Consider the following 24,116-nt stretch of genomic DNA (forward strand, 5'->3'; position numbering starts at 1 on the left):
CATTGCGTTCTTGGCAAAGGGCGTTATTGTACTTGCTTGGTTAATTTGGACGAATAGGAGGACGAGGGGGATGCGTTCAATTGGTACCCTTACGCGGGCCGATCTCGCTGAAAGTATCAACCGTCGCGTGGGGCTCTCACGCGCTGACTCGCTTGATATGGTTGAATCCATTCTGACACACATGTGCCACGCTTTGGCTGATGGCCAGAACGTCAAGATTTCAGGCTTCGGCACTTTCCTGTTGCGCGATAAAGCGGAACGGGTGGGGCGTAATCCCAAGACCGGTATTGAGGTGCCTATCACCCCACGCCGTGTCTTGAGCTTCCGCGCCAGTCAGATGCTGAAGGACCGCATCGGCGAAGCCTGAGCTTCGGCATGATTGCACCGATTGATTCTGATCCGCTTGATGGCAAAGATGCAATTGCATTTCGGACAATAGGCGAGGTGGCGAATGCTTTGGGCATTCGCCAACACGTCTTGCGATATTGGGAAGAACACTTTCCTAAGCTGCGCCCGCTCACCCGGGCAGGTGGCCGACGTTATTACCGCCCAGAAGATATTGCCCTGATAATGGAAATCGACCGGCTGCTTAACCGCGAAGGCTATACCATCAAAGGTGCCAAACAGGCCCTTCGCGGAGGCAAAGCAACTATGACGCAACAAAGCGCTGTTTTGCCACCCGCCCCCTCAGACGACGTCGATCATGGCAACGCCACCAATGGCGGCCTTGCAGCAGCGCTACTTGCGTTACGCAATCGACTGGCAGCAGCGCTGAACGATTAATCGATCAGCGACGGGCCTAGTGCCGGATCAAGATCGCGCGGTCGTTTAAGCTCAACCAATCGGCCACAGCCATCGGCAATATCGCTCCACCGGTCAACATCCAGTTCCAGCACTGCAAAAGTCGCTGTCGGGAATTTCTGCTCGACCACATCGCGGAGCGGCGATGATCCATCATCCGGCACCAGGTCGAAAATCAGGTCTTCAAGGCTGGGGTTGTGGCCAATCATCAACACGCTGGCAGGATCACCATCCAACTCTTTCAGCAAATCCATCAACGTCGCTGAACTCGCCAGATAGATTCGCCGGTCCCATTCCACCTTGAACGAGCAGCCCCACGCTTTGCTTGCCTCTTCCACTGTTTCTGCTGCGCGCACAGCAGGCGAGGCAATCATGCGGTCAAAGTGGTGCTTGGTGGATTTGATATATTCGCCCATCGCCCGCGCGCCACGCTGGCCACGTTCGTTCAATGGCCTGTCAAAATCGCGCGCGCGCGCATCGCTCCAGTCCGACTTGGCGTGGCGGAAGAGAGCGAGAGTTTTCACGATATCTCCTGAGGATGGCTGGGCATAAGTTCAGGTTTAGAAACACTGCCAGCCACGCTTTGTAAAGCCACATCCAGCGTGACACGGCGGATCGGCGTTCCCGGCGGAAAAGCGCTCAGCAAACGTGAAGGGAACGCTGCCGATAGCACAACAAAATGGCCCTTGTCCCCGATAGAGCGGATCAACCGGCCAAACGCCTGTGCCAGCCGCGCGCGAATGATCCGGTCATCATAAGCCTGCCCGCCACCTGCCAGTCTGCGGGCACGATGCAATATCGAAGGCTTGGGCCATGGCACTTGCTCCATCACCACCAGCCGCAAGGAATCGCCCGGCACATCCACCCCGTCGCGCAAAGCATCAGTGCCGAGCAGCGATGCGCGCGGATCATCGCGGAAAATGTCGACCAGCGTTCCGGTATCGATAGGATCAACGTGCTGCGCAAACAGCGGCAACCCGCCGCGCGCCAACCGGTCCGCAATCCTGCCATAGACCGCGCGCAATCGCCGGATCGCGGTAAACAGCCCCAGTGCCCCGCCGCCCGATGCCTCGATCAGCCGCCCGTAAGCTGCTGCAAGGGCTGGAATATCGCCTTTGGCCACATCGGTCACAATCAGCACTTCGGCTTGCGAGGCATAGTTGAACGGGCTTTCGGCTGCAAACAGGCGCGGCGCTACTTCGATATGGGGTGCGCCACTGCGCGCAACGGCGCTGTCCCAGTCTTCGCCATCGCGCAACGTGGCCGAAGTCATCATCACGCCATGCGCGGGGGCCAGAACGGTATTGGCAAAGGGCTTCATCGGATCAAGGTAATGGCGGTGCAGCCCGACATCCCATTCACGCCCGTCGGACCGTTCCACCGCCACCCAATCGACAAAATCGGGGTCACCGGGGCCACCCAGCCGCGCCAGCAGCGCAATCCAGCCCGCCAGCAGATCGGTGCGCCAGCCGATGGCACCGCGCGCGCCTTCAATCCGTGCGCGGGCAGGGCCGTCCAGCCAGTCCGGGCCGTCCTCGATCAAGGCTTCCAGCCGTAAACCCAACCGGACCAATGGTTTACGCAAAGCCTCCAGCGCCTCTTGCGCGCGGCCTGCCACTTCGATGAACGGTCCGTCCAATTGCGCCACTTCAGTCTCAAGACCATAGCCCGCATCCTGCCCGCCGCTTTCATCGCGGGCATATGTCAGCGCACGCGCGGCTGAGAGCAATTCCTCCAATGGCCCTGATGGCGTGCTTTCCACAACACGCGCCAGCCAACCGTCGCCAGGCAGCGCTTCGGCCGCTTCGCGCGCCTGGGCAATTGCGCGCTCACCTTCTTCGTCATAGCTCGCAACATCGGCAAGCCGCGCAGATAGCCCGCGCCTGCGCCCGCGTGACTTGGCTTCGGGTCCAATGACCCAGCGCCGCAACTCAATCGTTTCAGCCCCGGTCAGCGCGGCAGCGAATGTCGAATCCGCCGCTTCAAATACATGGTGGCCTTCGTCAAATACGATTCGCGTCGGACGCTGCGCCGCATCTCTTCCACGCGCGGCATTTACCATGACCAGCGCATGATTGGCGATCACCAGCTCTGCCTCGGCAGATGCACGGGCAGAGCGTTCTATGAAGCATTTGCGATAATGCGGGCAGCCTGCATAAACGCATTCGCCACGCTGGTCGGTCAGCGCCGCGATCCCGCGTTTGCGGAACAGCGTGCCCAGCCATCCCGGCAAATCGCCACCAATCATATCGCCGTCCTGGCTATAGGCGGCCCACCGCGCGACCAGCTGCGCCAGAATGGCCGCCCGCCCGCCAAATCCGCCTTGCAACGCGTCTTCAAGGTTGAGCAGGCACAAATAATTCTCGCGCCCCTTGCGCACCACCACCGGCGGCTTGCCATTCCTCTCGGCCGGAAAAGCACGGCGGCTTTCGCGGCGCAGCTGGCGTTGCAAGGCTTTGGTATAAGTTGAAACCCACACCGTTCCGCCTGATTGTTCGGCCCATAGCGAAGCCGGTGCTAGGTAGCCGAAGGTCTTGCCTGTGCCGGTCCCCGCTTGCGCCAGCACCATATGCGGCTGGCGCTGCGTGCTGCGCGGTGCAAAGGCTTTGGCTGCTTCGCGCGCGTACTCTTGCTGGGCAGGGCGCGCCTCTGCGCCTTTTCCGGTCAATTCGGCAAGCCGTGTGGCAATCGCCGCATCGCCCAGCGTAACTTGCGCAGGCTGCGGACGTTCCGCCGCCTCTTCCCATTCGGGCAATTTCGCAAACAGCCAACGCTCTGCCTTTTCCGGCTTCCTGATACGCGACGTCAGCAAGGGTGCCCATGGCCAGCGCATTCGCACCAAGGATTGCAGGCCAGTCCACGCGCCTTCGCGCTCGGCCCAATCGTCGCTTTCGCAAACCGCCAACAGGGCTTCGGCGGCTTGTTGCAGCAGCAGCGGCACGCTGTCATCGCCGCGCGGTTCATCAAGGCCCAATGCATGGGCCAGCCCCTTGGGCGTTGGTACCACAAAGCGCGCGGGGTGAATGAACGCATAAAGTTCCAGCAGATCGAGGCCGGACAAATCGGGATAGCCCAAGCGGCTGGCCACCAGCGGCGCATTCAGCATTAACAGGGGTGTATCGGCAGCGGCCACAATGGCGTCGCCTTTGCCCACGCCGCGCGTTGCAAAGCAATCGCGCAGCCAGCATCCGCCATGGCTTGCATGAATCGCTGGAAGCGAAAGGGCGGGCCGGTCCGTCACAACACTGCGTTAGAACAGGAATGGAACAAAGGGCAAGTGCCATCCGGTCCTGCCAAAAGTTGACAGCCGATTCACTAAAGCCCTTAATTGATCGGGCCATCCGCCGTTCTTCACCTTGGGACCAATCGCGGAGCGCAACCCGGCTTCGCCCCATAGTGGAGAATGGGACATGGCAGTAATCAATACGAATATCAGCGCCATCCGCGCTACCAACGCTTCGAATTCCGCCGCCAAGATGCTTGGCATGGCAATGGAACGCCTTTCGACCGGCAAGCGCATTAACGGCGCCAAGGACGATGCAGCAGGCCTTGCCATCACCACCACAATGACCTCGCAGATCAGGGGCATGAGCCAGGGCGTACGCAACGCCAATGACGGCATCAGCCTTGCGCAAACCGCCGATGGCGCGCTGAACGAAGTCACCGCGATGCTGCAACGCATCCGTGAACTGGCCGTTCAGTCGGGTTCGGGTACGTATCAGGGATCGGATCGCGATGCGATGCAGTCCGAAGTCGAGAACCTGACCAGCCAGATCAGTGAAGTTCTGACCAAGTCAGAATTCAACGGAATTCCTCTGTTTTCAATCGCTACTGCGCCGACACCGGCCACGGATCGTACATTTACCATCCAGACCGGTGCCGAGACCACTGACACTGTTACGCTGCGCAGCGTGACTTTCGACGGTGACGTGCTGTTCGGTACGGGCGCTGTCCAATACACCGCAGGTGGCGCGCAGTCGCTTAAAGTCAACGACACGGTCGCTGGCGATAACAGCGGCGCAACAAATGCCAGTGCAACCATCACCAATGTCGATGCTGCGCTCACCTCGGTCAGCGCAACCCGCGCCGGCCTCGGTGCAGGCCAGAACCGCCTTGAATCGGTCGTGAACAACCTCAACGACAACGTCACCAACTTGTCGGATGCCCGCTCGCGCATCGTCGATACCGATTACTCGGCTGAAACGACCGCGATGGCCAAGGCGCAGATCCTGTCGCAGGCATCGACCGCGATGATCGCGCAGGCCAATCAGGCACAGCAGAACGTTCTTTCGCTCTTGAAGTAAGCCTCCCTCAAGAGCACCTCCACGGAAGGGCGGAACCGCGTTGGCGGTTCCGCCCTTTCGGTGTTTTCCTGACGGCTGCCGGGCAGTAGTCAGCTTTTGCTTGCGAAACCTGAACGTCCGCGCAAAAGGGCGAGCATTATGACAGACGCTATCCACACCGCCGCCCAAACCTCCAAGGCATGGCCATTCGAGGAAGCCCGCAAGATCGCCAAGCGGTTTCCGGGCGGCAAACGCGATGCGGCTGGCAACCTTGTGCCCGTGTTATTCGAAACCGGCTATGGGCCATCCGGCCTGCCGCACATCGGCACTTTCCAGGAAGTCTTGCGCACCACGCTGGTCCGCCGGGCCTATGAAACGCTCACAGGCGGGCACCCTACCCGGCTGGTCGCGTTTTCCGATGATATGGACGGCCTGCGCAAAGTGCCCGACAATATCGAGAACAAGGCCGTTCTCGAAGCGCACCTTGGCCACCCGCTCAGCCGCATTCCCGATCCGTTCGGAACGCATGAAAGCTTTGCGCATCACAACAACGCGATGCTGCGCGCTTTCCTTGACCAGTTCGGCTTCGATTACGAATTCGTCTCTGCGTCAGACCGCTACAATGCGGGCGAATTTGACGATGCGCTGCGCAATGTCCTGCGCAATTGGCAGCCGATCATGAACATCATGCTGCCCACCTTGCGCGAAGAACGCCGCAAGACATATTCGCCCGTCCTGCCCGTATCGCCCACCAACGGCCAGGTGCTGCAAGTGCCGGTCGAAGTGGTCGATGCCGAAGCCGGGATCGTCCGGTTTGAAGACGTAACGGGCGAAGTGATCGAACACACTGTGCTCAGCGGCTGGTCCAAGCTGCAATGGAAAGTCGATTGGGCGATGCGCTGGGTCGCTTTGGGCGTCGATTATGAAATGTGCGGCAAGGACCTGACCGACAGTGTCACCCAATCGGGCCGCATTGCGCAAGTGCTCGGCGGTCGCCGTCCCGAAGGCCTGATCTACGAACTTTTCCTCGATGAAAAGGGCGAGAAGATCTCAAAGTCCAAGGGCAACGGCCTGACGATTGAGCAGTGGCTGGAATATGGCAGCGATGAATCGCTAAGCTTCTACCTTTTCCGCGATCCCAAGAGCGCCAAATCGCTCCACGTCGGCATCATCCCGCGCGCGGTTGATGAATACTGGCAGTTCCGCGAAAAGTTGCCTGAACAGCCTGTCGAACAGCAGCTTGGCAACCCCGTCTGGCACTTGCTCCGCGCCAATGGTTACACCGGCGGTGAGGGTGACAAGCTGCCCGTAACGTACGGCTTATTGCTGAACCTTGTCGGCGTTTTGGGGGCAGGGGCCAGCCGTGATCAGGTCTGGTCATACCTTGGCAATTACGTTGAAAATGCCGACCCCGCTGCACACCCTGCGCTGGATGGCTTGGTTACGCGCGCTTTGGCTTACAACCGGGATTTCATTGCCCCCACGCTGGTCCGCCGCAAGCCAGAGGCAGGAGAGGCCCTCGCTTTGGCTGCGCTGGACGAGGAACTGGCGGCCACGTCGGACGATGCAACGGCAGAACTGCTGCAAAACATCGTCTACGAAATCGGCAAGGATCCGCACTACGGATTTGAAACGCTGCGTGACTGGTTCAAATGCCTGTACGAAACACTGCTGGGTTCTGCTCAAGGCCCCCGCATGGGCAGCTTTATCGCGCTCTATGGCGTTGGCAACACCCGCAAATTGATCGCCGAAGCTTTGGGTGATTGAAGCCTAATCAACGATGATGTGGGGGACAAAGCGGGCCCGGTTGCTGGTGATCAGGCCATCTTCGCGGATGCCAAGGCCAGCTGCCTCGCCGCCCACGATCCAGCTTCCCAACACAGGATACCCCTTGCCGAAATCGCGCAAAGGGTATCGCTGCTGGTAGACCAGCCTGCCGCGATCATATTCACCGCCGGTGCGCGCAATGACCTGGCCTGCAGACACGACCTCGATATTGGCGCCCTCACGTGCCAGCACAGGCTTGGATACATAGTCGCCGGTAATCGCTCCGGGATCGAACGAAGCAGGCAGCAAGTTGGGATGACCGGGGAACATCTCCCACAAGATCGCCAGTACCGCCTTGTTGCTCCACATCATTTTCCACACCGGCTCCAGCCAGACCGTGTCATCGAAGTGTGCAAGAACCTGTTGGCCGAAATCCTCAGCCGCCAACCATTCCCACGGGTATAGCTTGAACAGCGCGGAAATCAGGTAATCGTCCTGATCAACAATCCGCCCGTCGGCATTGATGCCGATCTGGTCAATCAACAACCCGCGCGTTTCCAGCCCTGCCTGCTGCGCCAGATCGCGGAGATACGTCGTCGTAATCGTGTCTTCGTGAACCGCATCGCCCACATGGGCAAACCACACCCGGCGACCGGGCAGGGCAGGTGCAAGCATCTGCCAACGCGCAATCAGGCGCTCGTGCAGACTGTTCAGTTGATCGGCTTGCGGAAAGACGGCCTCTTTCCAGTCCCACTGGATGATCGACGTTTCGAGCAACGACGTGGGCGTGTCGCAATTGTATTCGAGCAACTTGGGCTCACCCGTGCCATCCCACGCCAGATCAAACCGGCCATAATCCAGCGCGGGCCGGTTGCTTTGCCAGGCATCGCGCACCGCCGCATGATAGCTTGACGGAATTCCGCAAGCAGCCAGCAATTGGTCATCGCGCGAAATACGCTCGCCCGCTTCCCGATAAAGCTGGTGCAATGCCTCGGTTGCGGCCTCGATCGTTTCGATCTGGGCCATAGTGAATTGATAACACGCGGTTTCATCCCAATAGGGGCCATCGGTATCACTGTGCCACAACAGCCCCAGTTCCTCGACCGTCGCTTGCCATTCCGGGCGCGGCGTAAGGGGTAACCGTCGCATCGATCAGGACCGGCCACCACCAAACGATCTGCCGGTTGATCCAAAGCCCCCGCGCGATACCGAAGTGGTTCTGACAAGGTTCGATTTTGCAGGTGCGTTGGCGTATTGCGCGCCTTTGGTGGGGAAGTAGCTACCTTTGAAACCAAGCCGTGGATCGTTCACGCGGTCACCGTAATAGGGCACGCGATTGCCGCGCCCGACGTAATACCAGAGCAGCGCGCTGGAGCCGATCCCGCCCATGCCGCTACGCTGTCCGCATCGGTTATCCTCAACCCTGTAGCCATTCTGGTCCACGCAGACACGCGTATCGCGGTCAACGACCACATCATCGCCCCATTCATTCTGTGAAGAACATCCCGAAAGTCCTGCCAGCGTTGCCGCCATCGCCGTGGTCAGGGCAAGGTGCTTCTTCATCGCTCAAGGCACCATGCAGGCGGCTTGAAGAATGCCGACGCCAATGCCGATCCCGCCAACAAACTGGCCGGACGCCGCGCAATTCTCCGTGATCTTATGGGAAATCTCTTTGAACAACAGGCGCGCGATAACCACGAACACCACAAGCTGCACAATTGCCGCCACCGCGCCCCAAAGCAGCATGTCAGGGATGCTCACAGAATTGCCGATGACCACCGCCACGGGGATTGCAAAGCCGATAAAGGTGCCCGTCAATTGAAGCGCCGCGGCAGAGTTGCCCTGCCGGATCAGTTCGAATTCGCGGTGCGGAGTGAACCGTGAATAGAGGAACAAAAACGCCGCCGCCAATGCCATCGCTGACGCAAAATAGCCCAGAAAGTGCGGAAGTGCCGCAATGAAATAGCCGAGCATTGATTTCCCCAACGGTTACGCTGCGCAGGTTACAGCAGGATCGCTAGGTCAGCGCAAGTAACCTGCGGGGCCCCCTGCCGTGATCCAGCGCCGTACCTTGGCTTCCAGTACCGGCATCGGCAAAGCACCGCTGCCCAAGACCTGATCGTGGAACAGGCGAATGTCGAACCGGTCTGCCAACGAGGCCTCTGCCTCCTTGCGCAACCGCTGGATGGTCAGCGCGCCAATCTTGTAGGCCAGCGCTTGCCCCGGATTGGCGATATAGCGGTCAACCTCGGCCTCGGCATCACTTCGGCCCATGCCCGAATTGGCGAGCATGTAATCAACCGCTTGGTCGCGGCTCCAGTCCTTGGTGTGCAAACCGGTGTCTACGACCAGACGCATGGCGCGCAACATCTCGTCATCCAGTGTGCCCCAATGCTGCATGGGGTCTTTGTAGAAGCCCATCTCATAGCCCAGCGTTTCGGCATAGAGCGCCCAGCCTTCGATATAGGCGGTATTGCCGCCAAACCTTTGGAAGTCGGGCAGGGCGGTGTTTTCTTGTGCAAGGCTGATCTGGAAGTGATGGCCCGGCGCACCTTCATGCAAATACAGCGTTGAAACGCCGGTCAAAAACCGGCTTTTCAGATCGTAGGCATTGAAGAAGAACACGCCCGGTTGTGCGCCGTCCGCCGTGCCTTGGGCATAGCTTCCACCCGCTTCAAACTTGGCGCGATAGGCAGGGTAGGGTTGGATGTTCAGTGGTGTACGCGGCAAATTCAGGAAGTATTGCGGTGCCAAGGCATCAACCCGGCGGCCAACCGCGCGGAACCCTTCGGCAAGGTCTTCCTCGGTGCGGGGATGATAACGCGGGTCTGTGCGGATGTGGTCGAAAAAGGCACCCAGTGGGCCATCAAAGCCCAATTCCAGCTTCACCGCGACCATACGTGCTTTGATTTGCGCCACTTCATTGAGGCCAAGCTGGTGCACTGCGGATGGATCAAGATCGAGCGTGGTGTGATAACGCGCAAGCAAGCGGTAGAGCTGGTCGCCGCCCGCAATGGCCGATAAGCCAACCTGCTCGCGTGCCACAGGGCGATATTCTTCGGCAAGGAAGCGGCGCAAGGCGCGATAGGCCGGATAGACTTCGCGCTGGGTTGCACTGGCAAGCTCATCGCTGATGCGGCTGCGCTCTGACGCCGGAATACTATCGGGAAACTGCCGGACAGGGCCCATGAACGGGGATTGGTCCACCGGTTGCGCCAAAAGCCCGTCGATTTGCACGATCATGTTGTCAACGGTGAGCCGCGGCGCGGTTACCCCGCTAGCCATGCCTTCACGAAAGCGCGCGATGGCTTGGCTGAACACATGATCCAACGCCCGATGGCGCGCGATCAACTGGTCAAAATCGGCAACCGAGGTCAGTGCCGCCGCAGTGCCCGGCCCGGAAAGCTCGGGATAGGCAATGTGAAAGCCGCCGAAGTGATTGAACGGCTGGACTGCCGTCAGCGCTTGGACTTCGGGCCTCAGCAGCGCTTGTTCTTTGCGCTTGGTATCTTCAAAGACCGCATAGGAAATGCGGTGCCCGGGATCAAGCCGCGCTTGATCAATCCGCGCCAATGTGGCCAGCGTCCGCGCATTGGCTTCACGCCGCCTGCGCGCCAGTTCGGGCGTGAACAGCAGGGCAAATTGCTGGATCGAAACGCGCTGGCCCTGTTCCAGCGCACCCAGTGGATCAAGCGCCATGGTTTGCCGCGCATCTTCGGCAAAGAGGCGGTCGAGCATGGTGTTGGCGGAAAGCTGCGTGGCTTTGGCTGGGGCCGCATCAAGCCGTGCGGGCGCTAAAGAGGCTTCATGTGCAAGCAGTGGTGCGGGGTGCACCATTGCCGTCGCCAGCAATGCGGCACCCATCCGGGCAGACCATTTCAGCGCCATGGGCGTGACCGGTACCACTTGGTCAGCACATATTTCATGCCGCGCACCACCGGCATACCGGCATGCATTGCTTTGGCGTTGGGGGTGCCATCGGGCTTCATATTGTTCCAGATTAACAGCGCACCCGGCTGAGGCGGGATCGACAGATCAATTTGCGTAAAATCGGTGCTACCGCCTTCTTCGACTGTATTCAGATAGGCCATCGCGGTCCAACTACGCTGTCCGCCGCGCTTTTGTTCCGAATCCCAGAACGATTGTGATGGCAGAAAGTGATCATAATGCCCGCGAAATTCCTGTCCCGGCGCATAACGCTGGCCCTGGATCGTTTCGCCAAACGATGGATCAATGCCCATCAGATCATCAATGCGCCGTTGCAGCATCAGCACGAAGGGATCTGACGGATCGACATCACCGGTGTAGCTGGTCCGGCCCGACCCGTCCGTGCCTTTATAGGTTGGAGAGGGCCGCGCCACCGCATCTACCGCTTCGATCAGCCGGTTACATTCGGCCGCTGTGAAAAAATCGGCGACACCGAATATCTCCAGTCCATCGACCGGAATGCGATAGACGCCCGGATCACTGCAAAGCCGTTTGCGCACAACCTCGCCAACGTTTTTCAAGGCTTGCTGTTCATCGGTTGAACCGGATTTGCGACGAAGCGTGATCATGATTGTGGTTACATGCGTGATTGAATGGACAGGTGCAAGAGACAGCGAAGGCCCCGTGCACAGTGTGCCGGGGCCTTGCCTGATTGCGTTGAGAAATGGACTGGCGTCTTACCAGAAGAAGTTGTGGATCACGTCAGCAACTTCGCCGGTATAGGTATCAACCAAAATCACGTCGTCGTAGTACCGGATCCAGCGGTACCCGGCATAAGCGGGTGGCAAGCGATACGACCACGGATCATTGATCCAGTAGTTGCTGCCATAAAAGCCTGAGCCAAGGACAAACCCGATCGAAAGGCGGCTGTAATTGTAGCCACGATAGGGGGCGAAGTAGCGCGGCATCCGGTACAGGTTGCGGTTGGAACTGCGATATCCGCTCCAGTCATAACGCCGGTCCTGGCGCCAGTTGTTGCTCCAGCGCCGGTCATTGTCGCGGCTGTTCCAACCGTTGCGGTTGTTCCAGCTATCGCGACTGCTCCAACCATTGCGGCTGTCATCGCGGCGATAATTGGTGTTGCGATCACGGTCTGAATAGGTCGGATTGCGGCCATTCCATGCCGGGTTCTGCCCGCGGTTGCTGCTGCTCCAGTTCCTGTCGCGACTGCTATCGCGGTCGCGATCACGATCACGATCACGATCACGCTCCCAATTGCGCCCTTCTACCGCACGTGCTTGTGAAGGGTTAGTGGGGTTCCAGCGCGTGCCATCCCAGCCGGGCTGGCGCGCAGTTGATCGTTGTTCTTGGGCTGAGCGCTCGGGCCGAGCAGTTCCGTTCCAACTTTGGCGCTGCTGTGGCGCTGTCTGGACTTGCGGCTGTGGTGTCTGAATTTGCGCAGTGCCGCGATTGCGGAACTCCGCCCCACCGCGTTGCACATCACCGCGCTGCATATCACCGCGCGGCATATCCCTGCGTTGCATATCAGGACGGACACCACCTTCGCGACGGGCTTCACCACCGCCCCATGACCGGCCACCGCGTTCAGCGCGGCGTTCGTCCTGGGCGAATGCGGTTGCAGGGATCGCTGTCGTCACCAAAGCTACGGCGAGTGCGCTGAGCACGCCTTTTCCGAAAATTGAACTGGCGGACATGATGCCGACCCTTTCCCGATTGTGCCTGCCGCAAAACCTTTTGCAGCCTGTTAACGATGTTCTACTGGAGTCGCGCTGTCCGATGGCTGAACCGGATTGGTAGCCTTCTGTTCATATTGATCAAGGAATTCCTGAATGGATTTGACGTTCGCCGGTGTGCTGGCCGATGCGGCAACACGGCTGGGTGAGGCATTGAAAAGCGCCCGCCATCCCATGCACGCGCTGGTGATCGGCACGGCTGACGGTGATTTGCGGATCATGGTCCTGCGCGAAGCGACGCCAGACTTGTCATGCCTGCGCTTCAATACCGATTGGCGCAGTCCAAAAGCGCGGCTGATTGCGAATGGCGGCCCTGTGTCCGTGCTGGCTTATGATCCCGCCGCGCGGGTGCAATTGCGAATGCAGGGGCAGGGCCGGATTGAACGTACCGGCCCCATTGCCGACGCCGCGTGGAGCGCCGCGCAATTGTCGAGCAAGCGCTGCTACCTCGCCTCCAGCGGGCCGGGCGCGGTGCTGGATGGCCCGGGTGCAGCGCTGCCCGAAGACTTGCTCAACCGTTCACCGACGGCTGACGAGGCTGAGCAGGGGCGTCAGAACTTTGCCGTCCTCCTTGTCGAAGTGCGCGCACTGGATTGGCTGCAATTGACGCATCACGGTGGTGTCCGTGCGCGCTTTGTGCGGGCTTCGGCTGGTGAAGATTGGCAGGCGTCATGGGTCGCGCCATAAAGCACCTTCCGAAGCGATCATGATGGAGAGGTGTATGAAGGCCGCAATGCTTGGTTTTGCCGCGCTGGTGTCATTTTCAGGCACCAGCTTTGCTGCTGCTCCACCGGCCAAACTGGCAGATCTTTCATGGCTGGCAGGATCTTGGGAAGGCGAAGGGATTGAGGGCGCGCCCGCGCTTGAGGCCTACGCCCCGGCGGCTGGCGGCCAGATGGTTGGCCATTTCCGGCAGTTGAATAAAGACGGCTCGGTGATGTTTTACGAGATCATCACCATAGTTCAGGACGGCAACTCGCTGGCTTACCGGCTAAAGCATTTCAATGCAGATTTGACCGGCTGGGAAGAGAAGGACAAAGTTGTCGTCTTCCCGTTGTCCGCAGTAGCCAAGCAACGCTGGGATTTTTCCGGCTTAGCCTATGAACGCACCGGGCCCAACGCGATGACTGCATCAGTCATTGTGCATGGCGACGGCGGCAAGGAAGAAACGCTGGTGTTCCGCTTCCGCCGCAAAGGGCGGTAGCAGAACACCATGTCGCTGAAAATCAGCGCGTGAGTTTCTTGTAAGCAAGGCGCGTCGGCCGGTCAGCGGCATCGCCCAGGCGGCGGCGCTTGTCTTCTTCGTAGGCAGCAAAGTTGCCTTCGAACCATTCGACGTGGCTGTTGCCTTCAAAGGCAAGGATGTGCGTGGCAAGACGATCGAGGAAGAAGCGGTCGTGGCTGATGACCACGGCGCAACCGGCGAAGTTTTCAATCGCGTCTTCCAGCGCGCCCAGCGTTTCCACGTCAAGGTCGTTGGTCGGTTCGTCAAGCAGCAGGACATTGCCGCCAGCTTTCAGCATCTTGGCCATGTGCACGCGGTTGCGTTCACCGCCTGAAAGCTTGCCGACGTTCTTCTGCTGGTCAGCGCCCTTGAAGTTGAACGCCCCGACATAAGCGCGGGTCGACATTTCCTGCTTGTTGACGGTCATGTAATCCAGACCGTCAGAGATTTCCTGCCAGACGTTGTTCTTGGGGTCGAGATCATCGCGGCTCTGGTCAACAAAGCCCAGATGCACGGTCGATCCGATTTCCACGGTGCCGCTATCGGGCTGTTCCTTGCCGGTCAGGATCTTGAACAGGGTTGATTTACCCGCGCCGTTCGGACCGATGATGCCGACAATACCGCCCGGTGGCAGCATGAACGACAGGTTTTCGAACAGAAGCTTGTCGCCATAAGCCTTGGTGATGTTCTTGGCTTCGATAACCTTGCCGCCAAGACGCTCTGGCACCTGGATGACGATCTGGGCCTTGCCGATAGGGCGGTTGTCCTGTGCGTTCTGCAATTCTTCAAACTTGCGGACACGGGCCTTGGACTTGGTCTGGCGGGCGGCTGGCGTCTGCCGGATCCATTCGAGTTCGCGGGCCAGTGCTTTTTGCTTGCCGCTCTCCTCGCGTTCTTCCTGCGCCATGCGCTTGGCCTTGGTTTCAAGGTAGGTCGAGTAATTGCCCTCGTAAGGGAAGTACTTTCCACGGTCGAGTTCGAGGATCCAACCCACCACATTATCAAGGAAGTAGCGGTCGTGAGTGATCATCAAGACCGCGCCCGCGTAATCCTTCAGGTGGTTTTCCAGCCATTCGACCGATTCTGCGTCAAGGTGGTTGGTTGGTTCGTCAAGCAGCAGAATGTCGGGCTTCTGGATCAGCAGACGCGTCAGCGCGATACGGCGCTTTTCACCGCCTGAAAGGCTGTCCACAGGCCAGTCGCCGGGAGGGCAGCGCAGCGCTTCCATCGCAATTTCAAGCTGGTTGTCGAGCGTCCAGCCATCGACCGCGTCGATCTTGTCCTGCAACTCGCTCATCTCTGCGCCAAGCGCGTCGAAATCGGCGTCTTCCTCGCCCATTTCCATGCCGATCTGGTTGAACCGGTCAACCATGTCAGCGGTCGCGCGTGCGCCTTCCTTGACGTTTTCCAGCACGGTCTTGGTATTGTCGAGCTGCGGCTCCTGCTCAAGATAGCCGACGGTGATGTGTTCACCCGGCCAGGCCTCACCGGTATAATCCTTGTCGATCCCGGCCATGATCTTGATCAGCGTCGATTTACCGGCACCGTTGGGGCCGACAATACCGATCTTGGCACCCTGATAGAACTGCAAGCTGATATCGCTGAGTACCGGCTTTTGAGCGCCGGGGAAGGTCTTCGTCATGTTCTTCATGACGTAGGCATATTGGGCAGCCATAACGGATCCTTGATGGAATGGCGTGAAACGGTTGCGCCGCCTCTATCCGAGCGCGTCGGCGCGGGCAAGCGCGGGTTCTCAAAGAAGGGTGTTGATCCGGCGCCATAGGGGCTTGGCAGGGGCAGGGCATAAATATAGGCTTGGTTTCATGCGAAACAAACTCTGCGCTGCGGCGCTTCTAGCTGCGGTCGTCCCCTTTGCTACACAGGCGCAAGAGCCCGTGGGCGATGTTGCATGGGACATTCTGGCAGGCCTCACCAGCGAAGTCGGCCCGCGCATGCCCGGAAGCGAGGCAGAAGCGCGCGCACGCGTCTGGGCCGAGGCACGGCTTAAAGCGCTGGGTTTCAGCAACGTCACCAAAGAACCATTCCCCATTCGTGGCTATGTGCGCGGACGTGACGAGGCGAGCTTGACCGCACCGTTTCCATACAAGCTGGCGGTAACGGCGCTGGGCTACAGCGGAACAACGCCGGAAAAAGGCATCGAGGGTGAACTTGCCTATTTCGCCACGCTTAATGCCCTGAAGGCCGCGCCTGCCGCATCGCTCACCGGCAAGATCGCGTTTATCGATCACGCGATGAAGCGCGCGCAGGATGGCAGCGGTTATGGGCCCTATGGCCAGGTGCGCCGCGCTGGCCCTGCGATTGCTTCGGGCAAGGGTGCAATTGGCGTGATCATCCGCTCGATCGGCACGGACAGCCACCGCAACCCGCACACCGGCGGCACGACATTTGCCGATGGCGTTAAGCCTATTCCGGCAGGTGCGGTGTCAAACCCGGATGCCGATTTGATCGCGCGTATCGCCCGCAGCGGTAAGCCGATCCGCGCGGGCCTGACGCTAACAGGCAAGACGGTGGACAACCTGCCATCGGGCAATGTCTTTGCAGATATGCCGGGGCGCGATCCTGCCTTGCCGCCGATCCTTGTGGGCTGTCATCTGGACAGCTGGGATTTGGGAACCGGTGCCATCGATGATGCGGCAGGCTGTGCCATCATCACGGCCGCCGCGCTCAAGGCGCAACAAGGCGGCAAGGCGCTGCGCACCATCCGAGTGCTTTGGGCAGGCTCTGAAGAGCTCGGCGGCTTTGGCGGCAGGGCCTTTGCCGAAAAACACGCTGAACCCTATGCGCTTGCGATGGAGAGCGATTTCGGCGCAGCCAAAGTCTGGCGTGTCGGTTTCAGCTTTGGTGATGTGAACAAGCCGCTGGCTGACCGTATTGCCGCAGCGCTTTCCCCAATGGGCATCGTGCGTGGCGATGGCAAAGCCAGTGGCGGAACCGATGTCGCGCCAATGATCGCCAAGCAAAAGCTGGCCGTCGTCGATCTCGATCAGGACGGAACGCATTATTTTGATCTGCACCACACGCCCGATGATACGCTGGACAAAGTCGATCCGGCAGAACTGGCGCAAAATGTTGCAGCGTGGACAGAGGCGCTGAAGATCGTTGCGAACGAGGCAGGACCAATTGCGCCTACGCCCTAAGATCAGGGCCGCTCTTCGGGGAACTCAACAACGGTCGTCACGCCGTTGCTGCCATCGACTTTCAATGTGCCGCTTAATTGTGCGGCGAACCCTTTGATAATGGTCGTGCCAAGCCCCAGCGGCCTGCCTGTGGCCGTGGTGGGCGGCTGCTCAGCCATCCCGCAGCCATTGTCTGCAATCGTCAGACGCAGATTTTCGGCGCTGATACGTTCCAGTGTCAGGCGTACTTCGCCGGGATGATCTGCGGTAAAGGCGTGCTTGATGCTATTGGTCAGCACTTCGGTGACCAGCAGCATCAGGGTCATCATACGATCGATGCTGATGCGCGCATCAACTGCGTTGACAATCACTTGAATATGGCTCGCACCGGCCACTTCCTGGGCCTGCTGCACGACATGCTGAAACTGGTCAGGCAGGGCGAGGTCCCGCGCCGCAGGATCATAAAGTTGGCGATGGACGCGGCCCATCAGCTCAATCCGTGTATTGGCGCTATCGACAATGGCCAGTGCAGCAGATGGATCATGCTCGATCCGTCGGCGTTGCAAGCGCAGCATCGATGAAATCGAAGCCAGATTATTGGCCACACGGTGCTGCAGTTCCTTGAACAGCAGCGTCTGGTGATCGGCCATTTCGCCCAGCTTTCGTTGACTTTCAACAAGCTTTTCCTGGCGCAGCAGCAGGCCATCAATCAGCGCAATATCCACCGCCACAACCAGCGTATAAAACAACAGTGCGGTCAGCACCGGGCCGTCGGTCTGGAAGCTTTCGAATGGGGGGATGAACCAAAACCAGGCGGCAAGGCCGCTTAACAAGGCACATAGAATCCCGGGGCCGCGGCCCGCCAAAAATGTGCAAATGATGACGACCGGGAAAAATGTCAGAAACGGAAAGCCCGGTGGCAACATCGCGTCGACCAGAAAACGCGCAGCCGGACCCAATCCCGCAAACAGGATCGCCGTGCCATAGCGCGGCAAAGTACCGCGTATAGGCTGGAAAATTGCGCGCGGCAGCCAAGTCATCGGTGGTGGATATGCACTTATGCCGTAACCGATGCAACCGCATCAAGCCGAAGGCTCACCATTGCTGGGAGCCTTCGTCAAGAAGAAGGTTTTTTCGGATTCTTAGATGCGCTCGATTATGATCGCAGGAGCCATCCCGCCTGCCGCACACATCGTAACCAGACCATACCGCCCGCCAGAGCGTTCAAGTTCATCCAATGCCGTGCCGATGAGGATGGAACCGGTCGCGCCTATCGGATGGCCCAATGCCATCGACCCGCCGTTTATATTCACTTTCGCGCGGTCCAGTTCCAAATCGCGGATGAATTTTTCGGCAACAACGGCAAACGCTTCGTTGATTTCCCAAACGTCGATGTCGGCTTTGGAAAGTCCGGCCTTGGCCAGCACCTTCTTGGCGGCCGGGACAGGTGCGTTCAGCATCAACGTGGGATCATCGCCCTGGTTGGCATATGCCACAATCCGCGCCCGCGGCTTTAGCCCATGCTTTTCTGCATATGCCGGCGAGACGATCAATACTGCCGCCGCGCCATCGACAACGCCCGATGAATTGCCGGCATGGTGGAAATGTTTGATTTCCAGATCCGGGTAGCGGCGATTGATCTGTTTGCGGAACGTCGTGCCGCCAAGGTCAAAGTCGGCCATCCCGGCGAAGCTTGGCTTCAATGCAGCCAGACCTTCGGCTGTTGTTTCAGGCCTTGGGAATTCCTCATGATCCAGAGCCACGGAACCGTCGTCATTCAGGACCGGCACGGTAGACTTGGTAAAGCGGCCTTCCTTGATTGCCATGTCGGCGCGCTGTTGGCTAACCAAGGCCAGCGCATCCAAATCTTCGCGGCTTATACCATCCATCGAAGCGATCGCATCGCCGCAGATTCCCTGATGCGATTGCGGATGGATCGTATCGAGCGCCATATTGCCAGAACCCATCCCCAATGGCGCAAATCCGGCGTTTGCCTGCTGTGCGGCATGTGATGCAACAAAGCTCATCATCTCGGTCCCGCCTGCGATGACGCAGTCTTCCATACCGGACATGATCGAAGCGCAAGCCAGGTTTACCGAAGTGATCCCGCCGCCGCAGAACCGGTCAAGCGTAGTGCCGCTGGCCGTAACGTCATAGCCTGCCGCCAGCGCTGCCATCCGGCCAAGGTCGCCGCCTTGTTCGCGCGCTTGGGTCGAGGTGGACCAAATGATGTCATCCACGGTTGCTGTATCAAGGTTGTTGCGGTCCCTGATCGCCTTCAGGACAGTAGCTGCCAAGTGCTGCGGGTGCAGGTGGGAAAGCGCGCCCTTGCCAGGCTTGCCCACACCGCGCGGGGTGCGGACTGCATCGATAATGTAGGCTTCGGCCATCGCAAGCTCTCCGTCTATGGCGTTTAATCGTACGATTAACCTGTTAGCAAAGGATGTGCAAGTTGTATTCCAAGCGTTCGACGGTGTTGCCGCACCATGCCAGCTTTGGACATTGTCTTGCGGTCATCGTAACGCACAGCGGGAATATGGCAGGCCCGGATTGCCATGCACATATTGCGCATTGTGATGGACAAAGGCGTTCTGCAGCCCGCACGGCGATCCTGGCCGCGGCTCGTGTTGAAAGGTTTTGTATGATTTGGTGGAATGGCAAAATCCCTGAGATAGAGCGACTGACCCGCCTTGGCTCAAGTTCCATGCCAGCCCACCTTGGCATTGAATTTGTCGATTGCGGCGAAGACTGGGTGAAGGCGCGAATGCCGGTAGATCACCGGACGCATCAGCCATTCGGAAGATTGCACGGTGGTGCATCGGTGGCGCTGGCTGAAACGATCGGATCAATGGGCGGGGCGATGGTTGTCGATCCCGAAAAGTTCGTGACAGTCGGGCTGGAGATCAACGCCAATCACGTAAGGCCTGTCCGTGAAGGTTGGGTCTATGCCACCGCACGGCCCGAAGCGTTGGGGCGAACAACCCACGTATGGTCCATCCGCATTGAGGACGAGGCAGACAGACTGGTGTGTCTCTCTCGGCTTACCCTTGCGGTCATTAGCATCGACCGTAGTTGACGTGCAGCAATTCCCACCCAAGCACCACCAGAAGGGATAAATCCATGAACAGCATGATGATTGCGTCTCCCGAGCAGGATCGCGTGCTGCCCATGGCAGGCATTCACAATTTTCGCGATTATGGCGGATATGCCGCACGGGGGGTGTCGGGGCCGCGATTGCCTGCAAAGCAGCAACCATCGTCCCCCAAGAAATTCTGTCCATACATGCGGGAAAAGCAGGCGGCATAGACTCGCTTTTGCGCTGCCCACACCTTATCTCGCGAGGCCAGTGGAGGAATTCTCATGGCGACGACACATAAAACCCGCATGCTTATCATCGGTTCAGGTCCGGCAGGTCTTTCGGCGGCGATTTATGGCGCGCGTGCGGGGATGGAACCGATTGTGGTGCAGGGGCTGCAACCCGGCGGCCAGTTGACCATCACCACCGACGTTGAAAACTACCCCGGTTTCCGCGACGTGATCCAGGGCCCGTGGCTGATGCAGGAAATGCAGGCACAGGCCGAACACGTGGGTACGCGCATGATGTGGGACACCATCCTCGAAGTCAGCATGGAAGGCTCGCCGTTCCGCGCTATTGGCGATAGCGGCGACATCTATGAAGGCGACGTTCTGGTTATTGCCACGGGCGCGCAGGCCAAATGGCTTGGCGTGTCCGGAGAACAGGAGTTTTCTGGCAAAGGCGTTTCTGCTTGCGCCACTTGCGATGGCTTTTTCTATCGCGGCAAGAAGGTGGTCGTCATCGGCGGCGGCAACACTGCGGTTGAAGAAGCGCTGTACCTGACCAACCATTCGCCAGACGTCACGCTGATCCACCGCCGCGATAGCCTGCGCGCCGAAAAGATCCTGCAAGACCGCTTGTTTGCGCATCCCAACGTCAAAGTGCTCTGGAACGCCAAAGTCGATAGCTTCGTTGGTGAAGCGGGCAAGGGCCTGACCGGGGTAAAGGTCATCGACACGGTCACCGGCTCAGAGTCCATCGTTGAAACGGACGGCGCATTCGTCGCCATCGGTCACGCCCCCGCGACCGAACTGTTCAAGGGCAAGCTGGAACTCGATGAAAACGGCTACATCATCGTCGAACCCGGCACGCCCAAAACCGCCATTCCCGGCGTGTTCGCCTGTGGCGATGTGATGGACCACGTCTATCGTCAGGCTGTAACCGCAGCTGGCACAGGCTGCATGGCGGCGCTTGATTCCGAACGCTTCCTTGCCGATCTTGATTTCAAGGCGACGCAGGCTGTTCCTGCTTGATATCTTCACGTCGTCCCAAATTTCGTTCGTCTTTGCGAGCGTAGCGAAGCAATCCAGAGGTTGTTGCCTGACGCTCTGGACTTCTTCGCTACGCTCGCAGTGACGAATAGGAGTGATCAGCCTTCCAGCGTATCGACAAGGCGCGCGAACAACCATTCGCGCGCCGCGTCATCCGAAAAACTGTGCGATGCGCTGTCAATCCGCGCGACACGCGCATCGGATTTGTCCCAAGCCGCTTCAAACATTTGCGCAGTGCGATCTTTGCTTGCCAGCAAAATCGCGGCTGGGCCATGAAATGCCGCCAACCCCGCCTTCATTTCGGCCACCAGCCCGGTAGGCGCTGTTTGTGATGCCGCAGCCCCGCGCAAACCTTTTGCCAGCTTGGCCAGATTGACCCCTCCCGTCAGCAAGCGCCAAACCTCGCGCGGATTGGTCAACTTGGCCAAGTATCGGCTGCGGATGGCCGCAGCAGGCATGGCTTGCGGCGCTTCTTCGCCATCGATCGTCCATGGATTGGCGAGCACCAGCCCATCAATCGCCAGCCCATGCGCAAACAGCATCAAGGCCGCTGCCGCATCGCAATTCCCGAATGCTACCACCTGTCTCACATGCGGTGCATTGGCGCGAAAGGCAGCAACTGCCGCTGCGATGTCTTGCCCGGAATGGCGGAATGTGGGGTTATCGCCCTCGCTATCGCCCACGCCGCGCCGGTCATAGCGGAACACCGGAAAGCCCTGCTGCGCCAATCGCGCCGCCAGTTGGGCTTGTCCGCCCCATGCGCCGCCGCGCAGTTCATTCCCGCCCGAAACCAGCAGCAGCCCTGTTCCGCCGCTCGCCTGCGCCACGTCGAGTGTGCCAACCAGCGTCGCGCCTTCGCAGGCAAAGGTCAGATGCCGCCGCGTGGTCATGCGCCAAGATCCGCTGCGATCAACCGCGCCAAAGCTGCCGATTGCTCGGGTGCTGCGGCAGGCTCGGCGCGCAGCCATAATCCGCCTCCGCCAAGTTCGGCCTGGGTAATGATCCGCTGGCCTTCGATCTGCGGCAGAGCATCTTGCAAGCCCGCGATCAGCGAAGCCCCGCAGCGATAGCCAGCGAGTTCCAGCCCTTCGGTGCGGCCTTGTTCAAGCAACACAGCGCTATCTTCATGCCGCCCCGCCTCGCGCGCTGCAATTACGCGGGCGCGCAGCATCTGGCGCAAGACCGACGGCCCCTTGGCCGGTTCCAGCACCCACCCCGGCATCGCTGCAGGATAAACCAACGCGCCGCCGCGTATGGCCAGAATATCAGTGACCCTGAAATGCCGCGCTGCGTTTTCCATGGCTACGCGCCAACCTTGCAGGCTTTGCGCGGTGAAACTCTGTGTGCTTTCATTGCAGCCCGGCAGATCAGGCAGAAACGTATCGATCCCGTCAGCATCCAGCAGCCGCATCGTATCGACCAGCATCCGCCGCATGCGGTTAGCTTCATCGAACAGGGCAGGGACGATCAGGACCCGGCGGTCACGCCCCCGATCAAAGGCCAGCGCGTATTCTTCGCAATGGCCGGAGTGTCCGGGGCAGGGCCACGTGGCAATCACCCCAACTGGCTCTGGGCGACTTTGCCTTCGAGAAACATCAGCAAGTTGCCATAAGTTTCCAGCAATTCACCATCGACTTCATCATCTTCGATCACGATGTCGAGGCGATCTTCGATTTCGGTGAGCAGGCCGGCCACGGCCATCGAATCAAGCTCGGGCAAATCGCCGAACAGGCCGGTTGTGGCATCGAACGCTGCCACGCGCTCTGCCGAAAGGCCAAGCACGTCTTGCAGGATCGCGCGCAGGATGCTGTCGGTACTGTTCATTGGGGTCCTGAGCATAAAAGAGGACGGTTCAATGGGCCTTTAACCATCGCGGTTCGCAGAAACAAGAGGTTGGAGCAATTGCCGCCCCAAGGCGCGCGCCAGCGACGGCCAATGCCGCACCGCAGAGCGCCGCCAGGCCCGCACCCGCCAGCGCGTGCGCACCGCGTCCATCCAATCGCGCTTATAGGGATCGTCGCCGGTGCCGAAGTCGACCAGGTCAACGCCGTCCACATCAAGCACATGCGCAAACATCGCGGCCGTCAGCAGCGTTCCGGGCGATTGCTTGCGGAAGCGTTCATCGTGCGCCAGCTTGTGAATGAAGGCAGTCCTGCCCTCGACCGTCCAAAATTGCGCCGCCACCGGCTGCCCGTCAATTTCGGCAATGCCCAGCCGCAAACGCCCTGCCGCGCCATCCATCCGAGCCCACTTGCGCAAAAAATCGGGGCTGCCTTCACCGGGCTTCCAACTGAGTGTGTAGATCGCCTCGTAAGCATCCCAATCTGCTTGGGAAAATGCTGTGGTGATGCGCAGTATAACATCGCCCTTTTTGCCCTTGCGGCGCACCGTTTCGCGCAAGGCGCCAGGCCTGCTTGCCCAATATTCGGCAAAGTTGCGGCCTTTCACCTCAAGCACATGATTCGCATCGCACGGTTCGCAAATGACGACCCAGCCCGCGTCGCGCATTGCCGCAGAGAGCGCTGCCGCATCGTCTTCAGGCATCGGTGCAATTGTCGCACGCCCATGCGGCAAACTTCGCACCAAGCCTGAAAGAAGGGTGCTATCTCCAATGGCACGAACGAAAAAATTGTACCAGTTGGCCAGCGCTTCAACCTGCCCATGGTTCTCACGCCACGGCAGCGCGGCAACATTCGCACCATCTACAGCCACGGTAACTCGCGCTTTTGCGGGATCAAGGCATGCGTCTGCCAGCAATGCCAGCCAGTCAAGCCGCTCAAACGGCGACCCGCACGCCACGGCCATTACCCGCAGGTCTGCTTGCGCTTCTTTAAGACTGACGTGATAGACGTCCAATTCGCAACCGTCCTTTGGC

At 59.5% G+C, this 24,116-nt stretch carries 25 protein-coding genes; 10 read left to right on the forward strand and 15 right to left on the reverse strand.

Translation table 11 applies throughout. From position 1 onward, the window contains the following. The first annotated feature begins 70 nt into the window (after window positions 1-70). A complete protein-coding gene (locus B7Y89_RS00820) occupies window positions 71-367 on the forward strand; it encodes an integration host factor subunit alpha (RefSeq protein WP_292934825.1) in 297 nt (98 codons plus the stop codon). Window positions 368-375: 8 nt separating this feature from the next. Next, window positions 376-783 carry a MerR family transcriptional regulator gene (locus B7Y89_RS00825; protein ID WP_292934827.1) on the forward strand — a complete coding sequence of 136 codons (408 nt, stop codon included), beginning with the start codon at window positions 376-378 and terminating at the stop codon, window positions 781-783. Here B7Y89_RS00825 and B7Y89_RS00830 read toward each other — a convergent pair. Together B7Y89_RS00830 and B7Y89_RS00835 are read right to left on the reverse strand one after the other, a co-directional pair. After that, window positions 780-1,325: a histidine phosphatase family protein gene (locus B7Y89_RS00830; RefSeq protein ID WP_292934828.1), complete on the reverse strand. Its 546-nt coding sequence runs from the start codon at window positions 1,323-1,325 to the stop codon at window positions 780-782. The two genes, B7Y89_RS00825 and B7Y89_RS00830, sit on opposite strands and share 4 nt — an antisense overlap. Further along, window positions 1,322-4,042, reverse strand: coding sequence for a helicase C-terminal domain-containing protein (locus B7Y89_RS00835; protein WP_292934830.1), 2,721 nt, complete (start codon window positions 4,040-4,042; stop codon window positions 1,322-1,324). The genes B7Y89_RS00830 and B7Y89_RS00835 overlap by 4 nt, the downstream gene beginning before the upstream one ends. A gap of 169 nt (window positions 4,043-4,211) precedes the next feature. On the opposite strand from B7Y89_RS00835, the gene B7Y89_RS00840 reads away from it, so the two are divergent. Further along, entirely contained in the window at window positions 4,212-5,105 is an 894-nt protein-coding gene (locus B7Y89_RS00840) for a flagellin (RefSeq protein WP_292934832.1), read from the forward strand. Window positions 5,106-5,243: 138 nt separating this feature from the next. Beyond that, window positions 5,244-6,851 (forward strand): lysine--tRNA ligase, encoded by a 1,608-nt coding sequence (locus tag B7Y89_RS00845; RefSeq protein WP_292934833.1) that lies wholly within the window; start codon window positions 5,244-5,246, stop codon window positions 6,849-6,851. A gap of 3 nt (window positions 6,852-6,854) precedes the next feature. On the opposite strand, the gene B7Y89_RS00850 is transcribed toward B7Y89_RS00845, so the two are convergent. From B7Y89_RS00850 to B7Y89_RS00875, 6 genes are all read right to left on the reverse strand, one after another. Beyond that, entirely contained in the window at window positions 6,855-8,000 is a 1,146-nt protein-coding gene (locus B7Y89_RS00850; RefSeq protein ID WP_292934834.1) for a glutathionylspermidine synthase family protein, read from the reverse strand. 3 nt (window positions 8,001-8,003) lie between these two features. Next, window positions 8,004-8,414: a hypothetical protein gene (locus B7Y89_RS00855; RefSeq protein WP_292934836.1), complete on the reverse strand. Its 411-nt coding sequence runs from the start codon at window positions 8,412-8,414 to the stop codon at window positions 8,004-8,006. 3 nt (window positions 8,415-8,417) lie between these two features. Further along, the gene (locus tag B7Y89_RS00860; RefSeq protein WP_292934837.1) at window positions 8,418-8,825 is read right to left on the reverse strand and encodes a DUF350 domain-containing protein; all 408 of its coding nucleotides are present in this window, start codon (window positions 8,823-8,825) and stop codon (window positions 8,418-8,420) included. A gap of 48 nt (window positions 8,826-8,873) precedes the next feature. Continuing rightward, a complete protein-coding gene (locus B7Y89_RS00865) occupies window positions 8,874-10,739 on the reverse strand; it encodes a DUF885 family protein (protein WP_292934838.1) in 1,866 nt (621 codons plus the stop codon). Beyond that, a complete protein-coding gene (locus B7Y89_RS00870; RefSeq protein WP_292934840.1) occupies window positions 10,730-11,407 on the reverse strand; it encodes a 2OG-Fe(II) oxygenase in 678 nt (225 codons plus the stop codon). Before B7Y89_RS00870 ends, B7Y89_RS00865 begins: the two co-directional genes overlap by 10 nt. Window positions 11,408-11,515: 108 nt before the next feature. Then, a complete protein-coding gene (locus B7Y89_RS00875; protein WP_292934841.1) occupies window positions 11,516-12,493 on the reverse strand; it encodes an RcnB family protein in 978 nt (325 codons plus the stop codon). Between the two features lie 135 nt (window positions 12,494-12,628). Between B7Y89_RS00875 and B7Y89_RS00880 the strand changes: the two genes are divergently transcribed. Further along, window positions 12,629-13,219, forward strand: a complete 591-nt coding sequence (locus B7Y89_RS00880; RefSeq protein ID WP_292934843.1) for a flavin-binding protein — start codon at window positions 12,629-12,631, stop codon at window positions 13,217-13,219. Between the two features lie 34 nt (window positions 13,220-13,253). After that, complete coding sequence (locus tag B7Y89_RS00885) at window positions 13,254-13,736, forward strand: DUF6265 family protein (RefSeq protein ID WP_292934845.1); 483 nt, start codon at window positions 13,254-13,256, stop codon at window positions 13,734-13,736. Window positions 13,737-13,758: 22 nt separating this feature from the next. On the opposite strand, the gene ettA is transcribed toward B7Y89_RS00885, so the two are convergent. Then, complete coding sequence (gene ettA, locus B7Y89_RS00890) at window positions 13,759-15,432, reverse strand: energy-dependent translational throttle protein EttA (protein WP_292934846.1); 1,674 nt, start codon at window positions 15,430-15,432, stop codon at window positions 13,759-13,761. A 148-nt stretch (window positions 15,433-15,580) separates the two neighbouring features. Between ettA and B7Y89_RS00895 the strand changes: the two genes are divergently transcribed. Next, window positions 15,581-16,915, forward strand: coding sequence for a M28 family peptidase (locus tag B7Y89_RS00895; protein ID WP_292934848.1), 1,335 nt, complete (start codon window positions 15,581-15,583; stop codon window positions 16,913-16,915). A 2-nt stretch (window positions 16,916-16,917) separates the two neighbouring features. On the opposite strand, the gene B7Y89_RS00900 is transcribed toward B7Y89_RS00895, so the two are convergent. Together B7Y89_RS00900 and B7Y89_RS00905 are read right to left on the reverse strand one after the other, a co-directional pair. Further along, the gene (locus tag B7Y89_RS00900; protein WP_292934850.1) at window positions 16,918-17,934 is read right to left on the reverse strand and encodes a DUF4118 domain-containing protein; all 1,017 of its coding nucleotides are present in this window, start codon (window positions 17,932-17,934) and stop codon (window positions 16,918-16,920) included. Window positions 17,935-18,036: 102 nt separating this feature from the next. Next, the gene (locus B7Y89_RS00905) at window positions 18,037-19,284 is read right to left on the reverse strand and encodes an acetyl-CoA C-acetyltransferase (RefSeq protein WP_292934852.1); all 1,248 of its coding nucleotides are present in this window, start codon (window positions 19,282-19,284) and stop codon (window positions 18,037-18,039) included. A 314-nt stretch (window positions 19,285-19,598) separates the two neighbouring features. On the opposite strand from B7Y89_RS00905, the gene B7Y89_RS00910 reads away from it, so the two are divergent. From B7Y89_RS00910 to trxB, 3 genes are read left to right on the forward strand one after another with little or no spacing between them, the layout of a single operon-like run. Further along, complete coding sequence (locus tag B7Y89_RS00910) at window positions 19,599-19,970, forward strand: hotdog fold thioesterase (protein WP_366415407.1); 372 nt, start codon at window positions 19,599-19,601, stop codon at window positions 19,968-19,970. A 44-nt stretch (window positions 19,971-20,014) separates the two neighbouring features. Then, window positions 20,015-20,200 (forward strand): hypothetical protein, encoded by a 186-nt coding sequence (locus B7Y89_RS00915; protein ID WP_292934856.1) that lies wholly within the window; start codon window positions 20,015-20,017, stop codon window positions 20,198-20,200. Between the two features lie 54 nt (window positions 20,201-20,254). Continuing rightward, a complete protein-coding gene (trxB, locus tag B7Y89_RS00920) occupies window positions 20,255-21,223 on the forward strand; it encodes a thioredoxin-disulfide reductase (protein ID WP_292934858.1) in 969 nt (322 codons plus the stop codon). Between the two features lie 116 nt (window positions 21,224-21,339). On the opposite strand, the gene B7Y89_RS00925 is transcribed toward trxB, so the two are convergent. The 4 genes from B7Y89_RS00925 to B7Y89_RS00940 are packed head-to-tail and all read right to left on the reverse strand — an operon-like array spanning window position 21,340 to window position 24,097. After that, window positions 21,340-22,209 carry a hydrolase 1, exosortase A system-associated gene (locus B7Y89_RS00925; protein WP_366415410.1) on the reverse strand — a complete coding sequence of 290 codons (870 nt, stop codon included), beginning with the start codon at window positions 22,207-22,209 and terminating at the stop codon, window positions 21,340-21,342. Further along, entirely contained in the window at window positions 22,128-22,799 is a 672-nt protein-coding gene (locus B7Y89_RS00930; protein ID WP_292934860.1) for a hypothetical protein, read from the reverse strand. Before B7Y89_RS00930 ends, B7Y89_RS00925 begins: the two co-directional genes overlap by 82 nt. Beyond that, entirely contained in the window at window positions 22,796-23,065 is a 270-nt protein-coding gene (locus tag B7Y89_RS00935; RefSeq protein WP_292934862.1) for an acyl carrier protein, read from the reverse strand. The genes B7Y89_RS00930 and B7Y89_RS00935 overlap by 4 nt, the downstream gene beginning before the upstream one ends. A gap of 39 nt (window positions 23,066-23,104) precedes the next feature. Continuing rightward, window positions 23,105-24,097 (reverse strand): GNAT family N-acetyltransferase, encoded by a 993-nt coding sequence (locus B7Y89_RS00940; protein WP_292934864.1) that lies wholly within the window; start codon window positions 24,095-24,097, stop codon window positions 23,105-23,107. Window positions 24,098-24,116: the final 19 nt, after the last annotated feature.

It is taken from the genome of Novosphingobium sp. 32-60-15, from assembly GCF_002280675.1.
In the GTDB taxonomy this organism is placed as follows: Bacteria; Pseudomonadota; Alphaproteobacteria; order Sphingomonadales; family Sphingomonadaceae; genus Novosphingobium.

Excerpts from the sequence above, each read along its gene's own strand:
- B7Y89_RS00820 (WP_292934825.1), top strand. The coding sequence starts at position 71 with ATGCGTTCAATTGGTACCCTTACGCGGGCCGATCTCGCTGAAAGTATC.
- B7Y89_RS00825 (WP_292934827.1), top strand. The coding sequence starts at position 376 with ATGATTGCACCGATTGATTCTGATCCGCTTGATGGCAAAGATGCAATT.
- B7Y89_RS00840 (WP_292934832.1), top strand. The coding sequence starts at position 4,212 with ATGGCAGTAATCAATACGAATATCAGCGCCATCCGCGCTACCAACGCT.
- B7Y89_RS00845 (WP_292934833.1), top strand. The coding sequence starts at position 5,244 with ATGACAGACGCTATCCACACCGCCGCCCAAACCTCCAAGGCATGGCCA.
- B7Y89_RS00850 (WP_292934834.1), bottom strand. The coding sequence starts at position 8,000 with ATGCGACGGTTACCCCTTACGCCGCGCCCGGAATGGCAAGCGACGGTC.
- B7Y89_RS00855 (WP_292934836.1), bottom strand. The coding sequence starts at position 8,414 with ATGAAGAAGCACCTTGCCCTGACCACGGCGATGGCGGCAACGCTGGCA.
- B7Y89_RS00860 (WP_292934837.1), bottom strand. The coding sequence starts at position 8,825 with ATGCTCGGCTATTTCATTGCGGCACTTCCGCACTTTCTGGGCTATTTT.
- B7Y89_RS00865 (WP_292934838.1), bottom strand. The coding sequence starts at position 10,739 with ATGGCGCTGAAATGGTCTGCCCGGATGGGTGCCGCATTGCTGGCGACG.
- B7Y89_RS00870 (WP_292934840.1), bottom strand. The coding sequence starts at position 11,407 with ATGATCACGCTTCGTCGCAAATCCGGTTCAACCGATGAACAGCAAGCC.
- B7Y89_RS00875 (WP_292934841.1), bottom strand. The coding sequence starts at position 12,493 with ATGTCCGCCAGTTCAATTTTCGGAAAAGGCGTGCTCAGCGCACTCGCC.
- B7Y89_RS00880 (WP_292934843.1), top strand. The coding sequence starts at position 12,629 with ATGGATTTGACGTTCGCCGGTGTGCTGGCCGATGCGGCAACACGGCTG.
- B7Y89_RS00885 (WP_292934845.1), top strand. The coding sequence starts at position 13,254 with ATGAAGGCCGCAATGCTTGGTTTTGCCGCGCTGGTGTCATTTTCAGGC.
- ettA (WP_292934846.1), bottom strand. The coding sequence starts at position 15,432 with ATGGCTGCCCAATATGCCTACGTCATGAAGAACATGACGAAGACCTTC.
- B7Y89_RS00895 (WP_292934848.1), top strand. The coding sequence starts at position 15,581 with ATGCGAAACAAACTCTGCGCTGCGGCGCTTCTAGCTGCGGTCGTCCCC.
- B7Y89_RS00900 (WP_292934850.1), bottom strand. The coding sequence starts at position 17,934 with ATGACTTGGCTGCCGCGCGCAATTTTCCAGCCTATACGCGGTACTTTG.
- B7Y89_RS00905 (WP_292934852.1), bottom strand. The coding sequence starts at position 19,284 with ATGGCCGAAGCCTACATTATCGATGCAGTCCGCACCCCGCGCGGTGTG.
- B7Y89_RS00910 (WP_366415407.1), top strand. The coding sequence starts at position 19,599 with ATGCCAGCCCACCTTGGCATTGAATTTGTCGATTGCGGCGAAGACTGG.
- B7Y89_RS00915 (WP_292934856.1), top strand. The coding sequence starts at position 20,015 with ATGAACAGCATGATGATTGCGTCTCCCGAGCAGGATCGCGTGCTGCCC.
- trxB (WP_292934858.1), top strand. The coding sequence starts at position 20,255 with ATGGCGACGACACATAAAACCCGCATGCTTATCATCGGTTCAGGTCCG.
- B7Y89_RS00925 (WP_366415410.1), bottom strand. The coding sequence starts at position 22,209 with ATGGCTGCGCGCCGAGCCTGCCGCAGCACCCGAGCAATCGGCAGCTTT.
- B7Y89_RS00935 (WP_292934862.1), bottom strand. The coding sequence starts at position 23,065 with ATGAACAGTACCGACAGCATCCTGCGCGCGATCCTGCAAGACGTGCTT.